Here is a 12,444-nt window from a genome sequence, read left to right as displayed (position 1 = left end):
TGCTTACGGACGTCTCGTGGGCTCGGAGATGTGTATAAGAGACAGCCCCTGGAAATAAAAGAGGTCGATAATTCAATAATGATCCCGATAAAGGAGTTGCGCTCACACAGAATGACAAGGACAATTTCAAGCTGTACATTGAAAATAAAATCATAAAACATCGAAAATCCATCCTTGAAACCCATAACCTTCTTGTCCATTCAGAGCGATACAAGTTTGAAATGGACAGTAATGGATCTCCTATATATGAGGAGGTAACAAATAAAGACACAGGTATAACTGAACTCGTCCAGAAGCAATTACCAGAGAATAATAAGCCAACTGAAAGACAATTCAGAGGTTATTACTACACACATTACTCAAAAGAAAAAAGAGAAAAAAATAGAATAGGTGATAGAACCTACATGTTGACCAGAAGAGCCATCACTGGTTCCAAAAAAACGCTTTACCCGGGACATATGTTTGAAATAGATGCAACGGTTCTTGTTTTTTACATTCGTTCGCACCATCCACCTTTTAACCTTATTGGCCAACCAACTTTTTACGTCATTATTGATGTTTACTCACGGTTCATTATTGGTTGGCATATGTGTTTGGGAAAGCCATCGGGAGCTAACGCACTGGCGGCATTGGTCAACATGGCTTCAGACAAAACTAAAATTCTGGACGCCATTGGCTATAACGACAATGACGATTTTTTAAGAAGTGACTCTCATTTTTTAATTAAAGGCATACCAAAGCAACTTGTCATAGATCAAGCCGAACTAAGGAAGACAGTACCAGAGCATATTCAAAAACGCTTTAATATACACATTATACACACACCGGCAAAGCGACCTGACTGGAAGGGTACCGTCGAAAAGGGGTTCGATATATTACAGAACTGGGCAGCCATCTATGACCCTTCTCACGGAAACTATGCCAAAAAACGCTACGGTGATCCAGACATCCGGAAATCATCAATTAAAACATTTACCATGCTTTACTGCGATTTTATTGACTTGATATATCTTCATAACCATTCATTGATTAAAAACCCTAGAATTCTATCCAATATCAGCCTGCAAGATCAGGTTCCACCTATTCCTATCCAGCTTTTTAACCATGGTATAGAAAATGTTGGTGGTCAGATCAAGGCTCTTGATGAAGGCACTATTCGTAAACATTTTTTGAGAACCGGGCAGGCAACAATAACCAGAGAGGGGATTAAATATAAAGGCCTGTTCTTCAAGCCTTTAGTTGATGGTTATGAAGACCTCCTATCCTCATCCAAGAAAACCCAGTACGCAAAAACAATTGTGAATAATAAGGTTACGATTCTCGAGCATCACGCAATTATCGACTCTATTTACTTACCTCTGGATGGCTACCCCGACCCCATTGAATGCTCATTACTTGATAAGAGTGACTTCAAAGTACAAGTAGAATTGCCCGAGGGAGTACTCAAATCAACCAGAAACTCGATCAGAGGCCTGTGCTGGACCGAGTTTGATGATATACGCTCAGAATACAACATCAACTTCACAAGTGCTCAAGAGTCAGTGGGCAAACTTAGAGCTGATATGGATAAGCGTCTGACAGCACGAAGCGAAGAAGCTCACAAAGAAACCGACGCTCTGACCAAATCCATGCCACAAAATCAATTTCTTGATGGTGCTAAGGAATTGTCCCGAAATAACTTCCACATTTCTGGTGCTATTCAGCACAGAAAAGATGTTTGGCCACGGAGGCACAGAGACACGGAGAAAAGCTTTTTATTTAAGGCTTTTCTCTGTGCCTCCGTGTCTCCGTGGCAAAAAAAACAGGGAAGTTATTTCGTGACTAATCCTTAGAGCGTGCTAAACACCCTTCGACTCCGCTCAGGATGAACGGAAACCGAGTTCGAAATGTCGGAATTATTTCAGGACGAATCCTTAGGGTCTGAAACGGGTCAGGTAGACTAAAAATCCACAGGATACCAGTGGACTGCAATAGTTCTTGAGAGGTCATAATTTGACGAGGTAATGCAGTTGCATTACCGTTGATTAAGAACATGTGGCTCATTATGGAAGTTATTATGAAAAACTCACTATTAGTTGCTGAATCGACGTTAACAGACCGGTACCAAACCACGGTTCCAGACACGGTTCGCAAAGCTCTGGGCCTGGGTAAGCGGGAGAAGATTCGCTATACCATTCAGTTAGATGGCAGCGTGCTGCTCTCCAGGGCTGACAGCGATGATTCGGACCCTGCCCTAAGTAGCTTTTTAAGTTTTTTAGCGAAAGATATTCAGGAAAACCCTCAGCGAGTAAAGGCCCTGACGCCGGATTTACTGAACCAGATTAAAAGCCTGGTTGATGGAGTTGAGGTTGATATTGACGCACCTCTCGATGACGAGGGTGAATAATTGTGAGCGAACAGACAGGCATAGTTATTAATGGATGGACGATTTTTGCTCATCCTTTATTTCTTGATGAAATCGATACCCTGTTAAAACAAGTCAACCTGTTAAAAACGAATGACCCTGTTCATTATTTTAAAAAGAATGCCTTCAAACGGTTGGCGGCTATTGCCAGGCTGGCATTTGAGGTCATTCCTGAAGATCCCACGATCCTCGGGTATCGTCAGGGTTCAACGCTGGGTGATCATCATAAGCATTGGTTTCGAGCAAAATTCTTTCAACAATACAGGCTGTTTTTCCGCTTTGATTCATCATCGAAAATTATTGTCTATGCGTGGGTCAATGATGAGAAAAAGAAACGATCATACGGAAAGAAAACAGATGCCTATCGTGTATTTGAGAAAATTCTTGGCTCTGGATACCCTCCAGACAACTGGAATCAATTGCTCTCAGAGGCCAGGGGCAGTTTGAACAGGCTGAATGATATTATCAACGATTTTTAAAGCACCTGAAATAAATAAACTGCCTTGTAAACCGGTCGTAAGAAAGCTGTCCGGTTCCCTGATTTTTGAATAAGTTTTTCATGAAAGTACCCATTTTCATGGGTTATGCGTGTCATGATGATGGACTTTGTCGTAAAGGTGTCCAGACGGACACTTTATGTGATTACGTATAAAAGATGCCCCGCTGCAACCTGTGGTTCCGGAATGTCTCCATTTTTAAGGAGATTAAGCCTCATCTAACCCACTGTTTCATCATCACCTACCGGGCAAACTTCCGCAGCGCCCCCTGAATCAATGAGTCAAGGGTGGCATTGGAGGTAATAGTTCTGAGATGCCCGGTGCTTCGCCCATCCGGATCGCAAAAAGAAACTTTTTGTCGTATTGCCTGCTTCAGACTTTCCCAGTCGGTTTGATAACCGCTGTACCAGGCTGCACAGGCGATCAACCCCTGAATCATCGGATAAAAGCCTTCTGACCCAATGCGTGACATCCAGCGTTCGCCGAAATGGGATGCAAGAAATGGCTGCTCGTTAAAGGTCTTTACCTTCTGCTTTTTATTCCGGTGACGCTCCGGTGACGCCACCCTCAGCAATGAAACTGGCAGGTGTTCTCTTTGCCCATACAGCAGGCCACTGCGATAGGGAATGGGGTCATCCAGGCCAATAAAATGCGGCCTGGCGGTGTAGACCATTTGCACTGAACTGTAGAGTGCCGGATCAATATTGGCATCCTGCCTGCGGGTATTGGCCCAGCGTTTAATGGCCGCAAGGCTGAGGGGCTGATCCAGTAGAAAATAAAGACGGGCATACAATCGCTTTGCATCCGGTTGCTGGCTGGCGGTGAGTTGCCAGTAGCAATGGGTTTGCGTAAACCCTGCTCCCAATATCGCCAAGGCATCATGAATCATCGTGGCAGGACGACGAATGTCGTGTTTTTGTCTCAGGGGAAGACCGTCAATATCCAGAATCAGAAGAGAAACCGGCATCCCATGAAAGGTGGCAGGATGATCTTCCTGATCATAAGCAAGCCTGCGCACCAGGGCTTGTTCAGGCAGAACCGGCAAGGCCTTTCCCTGAATCAGCGCCAGCTGTGGCTGATATTCAAGCCAGCCGAGGTAATTCCCCAGGTGATTTATGGTGAACAGTTCGGGTGACTGCAAGCGTTCAAACCAGCGCACCAAAGGATACGGGATAACCTCCCGGCTTCCGTCAGGTTTAAATATCAGGGTTTTACGCAGTGGCCGGGTTGCACCCAGCAGGGAAATCTGAATCATGGCATCAGCATAAATGGCGCTATGACACTAACGGGTTTAAGCAAGCTTGCCTGTTCTGCGATTGCCTGACTGGCGACGTATGCTTATCCGGGTAAACAGGTGTTTTGTCCATCAGTCCGGGAGCTGAAGGCGTTATTAGAAAGGCCAGAAAAACCAACCGAATAAAGGAGGTGTATGAGCCAGCAGCCATGGGTGGTGTGTTATGACATTTCCAGCAACCGGAATCGTAACCGGGCGTTGTATGCGCTGCGTAAACTCAGTGAAGGTCGACAAAAATCCGTATTTGAGTGTTGGCTGAATGCCCGTGAAAAAGCTGAACTGTTCTGGCAACTGGCACCGTTAATAGACGAGGGTGACTCCCTGTTTTGTTTCCCGATCAGCCAGGCCAGACAGGTGATACGGCTAGGTCAGGACGAATCCCCGCTGTTTGAATCGCTGATGGTGATTGGCTAAACAGGTTTGCTGATTCTTTTGTTGATTGCTGTGTCGTTGAGCCGGTTGGACGAATAGGAGGTGTATGCGACATCTGATTATCAGCGAACGGGTCGAGGCGCTTGAATGTCAGGGAGCTGCGCTGGTGATTCGCCGTGAGCAGGCAGGCACCCTTGCAGACAATCCCCCTGCGCCGGGTGGAAACCCTGGTATTTCTTCACTCTGTCAGTTTGCCCAGCCGATTGATCAGTACTGCCGGAGAGTTGGGGATTGCGCTGGTATATATCAACAGTCATCAGCTTCGCAGAAGTTTTGCCATTGTTCCACCGGGTTCTGTATTAGCAAATTTGAGGCTTAAGCAACTCTGTCTGTGCGGTGATCAGCAACAACGTATTCACTGGGTGCGTCGGGGATTACAGATCAAATTGCACTATTTGTACAAACAGGCATGGCGTTGCCATGTACGCCGTCCCGATCACCGGCGGCCCCTGACCAGGGCACTGGGAACCATTGCCAGATGTCGGCAGGAACTGCTGGATGCCGGAGACCTGGATTCATTACGGGGGCTTGAGGGTAAGGCCCAGCAAGCCTGGTTTGGTGTTTTTCAGTACCTGACTCCGGTCAGCCTTGGATTTACCGGTCGTCAACGTCAGCCACCACCGGATCCGGTGAATGCCCTGTTGTCATTGACCTATACCCAACTCTACCTGCTGGCCTGGGAAGTCTGCCTGATGGTTGGGCTTGATCCTGCCCTGGGGTTCTTCCATGAGTTCGCTGCCAATCGTCAGTCACTGGCCTGTGACCTGATGGAGCCGTTACGCCCCATGGCAGAAGTGTGGGTAATGCAGTTATTTAACCAGCAAGTGTTCAGGTCCCGGGATTTTTCAGCGAAGAGTGGAAAAGGGTGTCAGTTATCAGCGTCGGCGCTAAAGCGTTACCAGACGTTATTTGAGCAGCAGCGGAATATGTGGAAGCGGCTGTTACTAAAATATTGTCGTGTATATCGTGATCAGCTAGATCAATGGGAGCCCCAATGGCCTGCGAACAACAATGGCTGATTTGCTATGACATTCGGCAACCGGCACGGCTGGCAAAAATTCACCGTTTTCTACGGCAGGAAGCACTGGCTCTGCAAAAGTCCGTGTTCTACGCCCGGCTGACCCGGCGAGAGCTGGACGGGATAGTGGCACAACTGCGGCAGCTTATGGATGAGATGGTTGATGATATTCGTATTTTCCCACTACAGGCCGGACAATCAATACACTGGCATGGGCGTCCATTGTTGCCAGAGTGTATTGATTTTGGTCCGGCTCCGGATATTTGTGACTGGTGATTGACGCCCGCAGGCAAGCTTGTCTTGCAACCCGATGGTTTGGTGCAGATATAGGCTGTTAAGAGAACAGGGCGATTGGTCAAAGTATAAACGAGGTGAATCAATGGACGACGATGAACTGCAGGATTGGGCAGACGGTTTTGATGATATGGATGCCACTGACTGGGAGGAATTCTATGGTGATGCGGAACCGCAGGAGGCTGAGTAAGGTTGGAAAATCTGGTTATCAATCACAAAGGGGCTCGTCTTTCTGCTGAGCAGGGACGTTTGGTTATTCATTACCCTGATCAAGCTGAAAAACAACCGTCGTCGATTTCGCTTCAGCGGTTAAAGCAGGTCGTGGTGACGGCCTGCATCGACCTGGACTCTGCGGTACTGCACTTGTTGTCCGGCAAAGGGATCGGTTTGAGCTTTTACCGTCCCCGTTCAGAAGCACCGGTTATTTTGCTGTCGGAACCGGCCAGTGATGTTGCCAAACGCATGGGGCAGTATCGGGGAATATGCGAAGGGGCGGTAGCAACGAGAATGGCCCGGGCACTGGTACGAAGCAAACTGAAACAGCAATGGTTTTGGTTATGTCAGCAGGGTCAGCGGGAAAGTGCTATTACAGTGAAACAGCTGATGGGTAAGATAAGTGCAGCCGAAAGGCCCACTTTACTGGGATTAGAAGGGAATGCTGCACGAAAAGTGTATCAGGCCATGGCCGGTTTGTTGCCAGATGAGTGGCGGTTTTCCGGACGCAACCGACGACCACCAAAAGATCCGGTGAATGCTATGCTGTCGTTTGGCTCTACCCTGACCTACCAGCAGGCTGTTCAGGCATTAACACGGCAACGGCTGGATGTGTTCGCTGGTTTTTACCATCAACCTTGCTCGGGCAGGGCTTCACTGGCCTGGGATATGGTCGAGTTATTCCGTCCGGCGTTGGAGTCTTTTATTATTGAACAGGTGCTTAAAGGCCATATTCGGCAGTGCCATTTCAATACCCCTGCACCGGAAGACGATGCTTCAGGAGGGTGTCGGTTCACCTCGGAAGGATTGAGTGTCTGGTTTCGCTACTGGCTTTCCCAGTCTCGAATGGTTGAGCGCAGAATGGAAAAGCTGTCGTTGAAATGGGCTCAGGCTGCTCTACAATATGGAACGGGTTAATCCGGTAAAAAGGCTTTTTGAGCATGGAAAAACGGGGTCAAAAAACACCGTTGACTAAGGGGCTTTGTAACCTGTTGAATTCAGGGTATTATTTGAGCTGTGGAGTCCTGGGACCTCCCCGCTTTTAAGGGGATTAAGACCCACGCCAGTGTGCAGCTCAATACCGGTTTTTGTCCTGGGACCTCCCCGCTTTTAAGGGGATTAAGACACGCGAACGGCCCTCAAATGGCGTCCATTCTCCGTCCTGGGACCTCCCCGCTTTTAAGGGGATTAAGACTCCTGTTCAGCTTCGATACGCTCCACAGCTTGTCCTGGGACCTCCCCGCTTTTAAGGGGATTAAGACTTCGGTCAGTTGCTCGTTCATGATTTCCAGATGTCCTGGGACCTCCCCGCTTTTAAGGGGATTAAGACTTTCTCGTTCTGTTCCGCTGTCAGTTTCGGATTCGTCCTGGGACCTCCCCGCTTTTAAGGGGATTAAGACGTAACTCTGGTTTCTTGGCTGTTGCCTTCATCGTCCTGGGACCTCCCCGCTTTTAAGGGGATTAAGACCAACATCATTCCCGCGATTGGGGGATGGATATGTCCTGGGACCTCCCCGCTTTTAAGGGGATTAAGACGCATCACAGTCTGTAGTATCGAGGGTGTTAAGTCTTGGGACCTCCCCGCTTTTAAGGGGATTAAGACGCTTTGTCGGCAGTTGTCCAGGCTTTCGCTGCGTCCTGGGACCTCCCCGCTTTTAAGGGGATTAAGACGATGGCGGCCTGGCTATCCCATGCCCTGGGCTGTCCTGGGACCTCCCCGCTTTTAAGGGGATTAAGACGGCGATAGTTGTTGAGATTCGCGTACCACACGTCCCGGGATAGCTCCGCTTTCAAGAGGATTAAGACCGAAAGAACACAGGTGCTTGAGATCGACCGAGTTCAGACATCCCGATTATGAAAATTCATTGATCCCCGCCCGGATGCTTTTTCCTGACCCTTTCCAAATGTAACCAATCACCCCAGGCAAGCTTGCCGTCACTATTTTCCTGTCCAATAGCCATTACGCTTATTTGACTCAAGACAAGACGCCAGCTTCGAAAAAATGAATCATCTGGTCGCCACTTGTCTACGCTGAGTATTTCTTAAAGTTGAGGTTATTGACTTGAATCATCCGGCACCCACAGCAGAGCAGCAACAGGCTATTGACGCCATCATGGATTTTGTCCGTGGGGACAATGACTGCTTTATTCTCCGGGGGAGTGCCGGTACCGGTAAAACCACGCTGATAGCCCATCTGCTGTCAGGGTTGCAACGGCAGCGGATCACTTTTCATGTGCTGGCACCCACTGGCCGCGCCAGTCGAATTCTGGGTTCTAAAACTGGCGTTTCTGCGTCGACTATTCACAGTCAGATTTATCAGTTTGAGCACTATGAAGTCTATGAACATGCCAGCAGCGTTAACGATGCCGGCTTATGCCTGCACTTCAGTCTGAAACAGGCTGACCATGAACATGCCCTGTACATTGTCGATGAAGCCTCCATGGTGGGTGATGCCGAGAGCCGACAGGACAGTATGCGTTTTGGCTCAGGACGCCTGTTAAAAGATTTACTCACCTATGCCCGCATTGCGCGACCCGGACGGGCAAAAGGGGCTACGGGCAGCAAGGTGCTGTTTATTGGTGATCCTGCGCAGTTGCCCCCGGTGGGGGAATCCCTGTCACCGGCGTTGTCTGGCGACTGGTTGCGGGAACACTTCCATTTGGACTGCGCTGCATTGGAACTGACAGAAGTACAGCGACAGGCTCGTGGCAGTGCCATTCTTGAACAGGCAACGACGATTCGCAGCGCCATTGCTGAGCAGCAGTTCAACACCTTTGATATTACCGACCAGCCGCCGGGAATCGTCGGAGTATCCGTTGCTGAGGGTATTCAGCAGGTGTTGTCTTCACACCAGCGATCTTCATGCCAGAGCCGTGGTCAGAGGTCGTCCGTTATGGTGACCTACGGCAATGCCCGTGCCCTGGATCATAACCGGGCCGTACGTGAACAGCTTTGGGGTAATTATCAATTACCGGTGCAGAAGGGTGAACAGCTACTGGTGAATAAAAACGCCCCCTTGCATGGTTTATCCAATGGTGATCTGGTCAAGGTTAATCGGGTGCTGGGTACTTCGGAGAGTCGTCAGATAATCCTGCGCGGTGTCAGCGAGCCGGTGCTGTTGAGTTTTGGCAGGGTGGAACTGGTCTACCGTGGTTTTGATGGGCAGAAAACGTATATTGAATGCCTGATGATTGAGAACCTGCTGGCGTCTCGGGAACGGAGCCTGACAGCACTGGAGCAGCGTGCCCTGCTGGTGGACTTCCGGCAGCGTCATCAAGGTCTGAAACCCAAAACCGCTGAATTCCAGCAGGCTCTGCGGGAAGACTCCTGGTTCAACGCACTGCAGGTCAAATATGGTTATGCCATGACTTGTCATAAAGCCCAGGGCGGTGAATGGGATACGGTGGTAGTGGATTTTGGTGGACAGCAGGGGCTCCGGAACGAGTCTTTTTTCCGCTGGGCTTATACCGCTATCACCCGGGCAAAAACGCAGTTGATGACCATTTCTGCTCCCCGTTTTTCCAGCTATTCCCGTCTTGACTGGGGGCATACTGCACAGCCTTCTGTGGCGCCAGAGGTGTCTGCGGATAAGGATTCCGGTTCGGTGGACACCGATTCTGACTGGCAGCGTTTTGCCTTTAATCCCGGACAGGAGCCACTTTATGATCAGCATCTTCGGCTGCGTGATGCCTGGAGCCAGCAGGGGATCGGAATTATCAGTATTGAACACCTGTCTTATTGCGAACGTTATACCCTTTGTCGTGGCGATTACACGGCAGTCGTTCAATATTCTTACAATCGTTCAAACAGGCCGACCCATGTGCAGGGTACGCTTCGTTTAAGTCATCCTGAATTGATGGTTGAGGCTGAGAATTTGCTGAAGCAGGCGCTGTTTCACTGTGCGGTAGAGCCAGGTGAAGAGGTGTCATTTATTCAGATATTTTGCGAGCGTGTGCAAAAGGCCATTCAGGGAAGTGGTCTGGAACTGGTTTCTACGGAGAGTCTTTCTTACCGCCTGCGCCTTGGGTTTTCCGATGGCTCTCGGGTGAAAAAAATCGATTTCAATTACAACGGTTCCGAACAGTGGACCCGCGTAGAAGCGGTGGGTGGTCCCGGAGCCAGCGGCGGCGTTCTCGATAAGGTTCGGTCATTGTTGTCTGATTTTTCGGCAGGGGAGGGATGATGCAGGCAGTGGTAGCTGAACCCATTTCGCAACAGGTTAATCGGCTCAGGAAAGCCGGTGATCTGCCCGGTGCCTGGAATACGGGATTTGCGGCATTGGCAGAAAATCCTCAGGACCGTTATCTGAGAGGTGCGCTGTTCTGGGTCTGTTATGACTACCTGAAAGGCTTCCTGCAACCGATCCTGTTGCGAGGTCAGCAGAATAATGCCTATCGCCCTAATGATTGGGAATACCGGGATATCGAGGGGGTTCTGGAGGTGATTGGTCAGCTACAGATACCAACGGGGGGATTTGAGTACCGCTGTTTGCTGGTTCTGTTTCGAAAGAATATGGATTGTTTTCCGACACTGATCCGGCTGGTGATGCAGCATCAGGCCGGCCTGTTTAATGATGAAGATAAGACGCCTTATGTGAGTGATAGAGGAGAGTCGCCCAGCCTGATGCTTAACTGTGTGAGGAAAGTGGCTTTAGCCTGGAAGAATTTCGGGAAGCATTGGCAATTACCATTGGCAGCGGTACTGGCATTGCTGGATCGTGCCCGTGCTGAGTGCCGTGATGTTCAGCATAAGTTCTGGCTGGATTATGATCAGGCCAGGTGTCTGGTTTTGGCAGGTCAAAACCGGGAGGCCCGGGATTTTATCCTGCCGGTTTTACGTCGGAAGCAATCGGAGTCCTGGGCCTGGGGAGACCTGGCATCCACCTACCGGCAGGATGGCCATGAGGCGGAGGTCGCCTTGTTTGCCAAAGGTATTGGCTGTGCGGTGAATGATCAGTTTTCGATTCCTTTGCTAAGAGGCATTGCCCCGTTGCATATGACGCAGGGTAAAGCCCGGGAAGGCTCATTGTTTATTAAACAATTGGTTCGTATTTATCAAAGTCAGGGGTGGGCGTTAAAGCAGAATATTGTTGCGTTGACTCAGGGCAGCGGCTACGACCAATCAGTGGATCTGACCGAACTGCCGGCGGTGCTCACTCAGTTATCTGCAAAGGCGCTGGCTTATTTGCATGGGCCAACCCGCCAGTGTGCTGGCATCGTGGAGCGGTGTCACCAATCCGGGAAAGGGTTCGATGTTTATCTAAATCAGCGGGAAACGCTATCGGTTCGTCTTGGTTTACACCGGCATGCTTCTGGTAAGCGCAAGCTGCCATCTCCCGGGGATTATGTAGCACTGACGCTGGCGGAACCAGAACCGGGATGCGTTGAAGTCGTTGTTTCGGGTTGCAGTGATCCGGTGGTTATGGAGGGCGTTGAAACCCTGACGGGAGTATTGAGAGTCAACCCAAAGGGGTTTGGTTTTGTGGACGATACCTTTGTCTCGCCATTTTTGGTTCCGGAAGCGATGGATGGTCAAACAGTTTCCATTATCCGTGTTAAATCCACCGATAGAAAAAAACAAACCATCGGCTGGAAGGCTATACATCTTGGTTTCGATGGAAGCATAAACGCAGGGAACGTTTGATCTGAACCAGTGTCCATAGTCTATAGCGTTGGACGGTTGGGAATTACGGGCTGAATGCCTGTTTTTCGATGATTTCATCTAACAACCGGTGGAAAAATAAGAAAAGCAGAGGTTGGATAATAATGTCACGAGGTATTAACAAGGTCATACTGGTGGGTAATCTTGGTATTGATCCGGAAGTAAGGTCCACATCAACCGGAGGCTTGATCGCCTCATTCAATATTGCCACCAGTGAACGCTGGAAGGATCGGGAAACCGGTCAGCCAAGAGAAAAAACCGAGTGGCACCGGGTCGTGATATTTGGCCGACTGGCTGAGATTGCTCAGCAGTACCTGCACAAAGGTTCGAAGGTATTTGTTGAAGGCAAGTTACAGACTCGCAAGTGGCTGGGTAAGGATGGGCAGGATCATTACACCACAGAAGTGGTGGTGGATGGTTTTGGTGGCCAGTTACAGATGCTCGATAGTCGACAGGCTGGGATGGGATACCGGCAGGAATCCGTGCCCCATCCGGTAGAATCAAAGAACTCTTTTCCACCCCCGCCAGGATCCGGTAATGTTGATAGTGTGGTAATGGATAATAAAAACAGTGTAGAAAAACGGACTGCAACCGTTCCTGAATTTCAGGATGATGATACTGATAGTATTCC

11 protein-coding genes and 1 CRISPR repeat array are annotated in these 12,444 nt (G+C 49.3%); of the genes, 10 read left to right on the top strand and 1 reads right to left on the bottom strand.

Annotation, left to right across the window (positions count from 1 at the left end):
- Positions 1-221: 221 nt before the first annotated feature.
- The 3 genes from RM811_RS11680 (at position 222) to RM811_RS11670 (ending at position 2,883) form a co-directional block, all read left to right on the top strand.
- Positions 222-1,832 carry a hypothetical protein gene (locus RM811_RS11680; protein WP_402524320.1) on the top strand — a complete coding sequence of 537 codons (1,611 nt, stop codon included), beginning with the start codon at positions 222-224 and terminating at the stop codon, positions 1,830-1,832.
- 224 nt (positions 1,833-2,056) lie between these two features.
- Positions 2,057-2,386, top strand: a complete 330-nt coding sequence (locus RM811_RS11675) for a type II toxin-antitoxin system PrlF family antitoxin (protein ID WP_402524318.1) — start codon at positions 2,057-2,059, stop codon at positions 2,384-2,386.
- Between the two features lie 2 nt (positions 2,387-2,388).
- Positions 2,389-2,883, top strand: coding sequence for a type II toxin-antitoxin system YhaV family toxin (locus tag RM811_RS11670; RefSeq protein WP_402524316.1), 495 nt, complete (start codon positions 2,389-2,391; stop codon positions 2,881-2,883).
- Between the two features lie 259 nt (positions 2,884-3,142).
- Here RM811_RS11670 and RM811_RS11665 read toward each other — a convergent pair whose 3' ends face one another.
- Entirely contained in the window at positions 3,143-4,156 is a 1,014-nt protein-coding gene (locus tag RM811_RS11665) for a hypothetical protein (protein ID WP_402524314.1), read from the bottom strand.
- A 174-nt stretch (positions 4,157-4,330) separates the two neighbouring features.
- On the opposite strand from RM811_RS11665, the gene cas2 (RM811_RS11660) reads away from it, so the two are divergent.
- The 7 genes from cas2 (RM811_RS11660) to ssb all read left to right on the top strand — a co-directional run.
- Positions 4,331-4,609, top strand: coding sequence for a CRISPR-associated endonuclease Cas2 (gene cas2, locus RM811_RS11660; protein WP_402524312.1), 279 nt, complete (start codon positions 4,331-4,333; stop codon positions 4,607-4,609).
- A 134-nt stretch (positions 4,610-4,743) separates the two neighbouring features.
- Positions 4,744-5,646: a CRISPR-associated endonuclease Cas1 gene (cas1, locus tag RM811_RS11655; protein ID WP_402524310.1), complete on the top strand. Its 903-nt coding sequence runs from the start codon at positions 4,744-4,746 to the stop codon at positions 5,644-5,646.
- Entirely contained in the window at positions 5,622-5,921 is a 300-nt protein-coding gene (gene cas2 / locus RM811_RS11650) for a CRISPR-associated endonuclease Cas2 (RefSeq protein WP_402524307.1), read from the top strand. Before cas1 (RM811_RS11655) ends, cas2 (RM811_RS11650) begins: the two co-directional genes overlap by 25 nt.
- Before the next feature lie 210 nt (positions 5,922-6,131).
- A complete protein-coding gene (cas1, locus tag RM811_RS11645) occupies positions 6,132-7,070 on the top strand; it encodes a CRISPR-associated endonuclease Cas1 (protein WP_402524305.1) in 939 nt (312 codons plus the stop codon).
- 104 nt (positions 7,071-7,174) lie between these two features.
- A CRISPR array of direct repeats spans positions 7,175-7,958; the repeat unit is 36 nt; unit sequence GTCCTGGGACCTCCCCGCTTTTAAGGGGATTAAGAC.
- Positions 7,959-8,214: 256 nt separating this feature from the next.
- Complete coding sequence (locus RM811_RS11640; protein WP_402524303.1) at positions 8,215-10,335, top strand: ATP-dependent RecD-like DNA helicase; 2,121 nt, start codon at positions 8,215-8,217, stop codon at positions 10,333-10,335.
- Positions 10,332-11,795, top strand: a complete 1,464-nt coding sequence (locus RM811_RS11635; protein WP_402524300.1) for a DUF7017 domain-containing protein — start codon at positions 10,332-10,334, stop codon at positions 11,793-11,795. Before RM811_RS11640 ends, RM811_RS11635 begins: the two co-directional genes overlap by 4 nt.
- Positions 11,796-11,917: 122 nt before the next feature.
- Positions 11,918-12,444: single-stranded DNA-binding protein (ssb, locus tag RM811_RS11630; RefSeq protein ID WP_402524297.1), on the top strand; the 527-nt coding region annotated here is incomplete at its 3' end.

Source organism: Endozoicomonas sp. (assembly GCF_031844845.1).
In the GTDB taxonomy this organism is placed as follows: domain Bacteria; phylum Pseudomonadota; class Gammaproteobacteria; order Pseudomonadales; family Endozoicomonadaceae; genus Endozoicomonas.
Note: the sequence above shows the minus strand (reverse complement) of the source record. Positions and strands in the feature narration are given on the sequence as shown.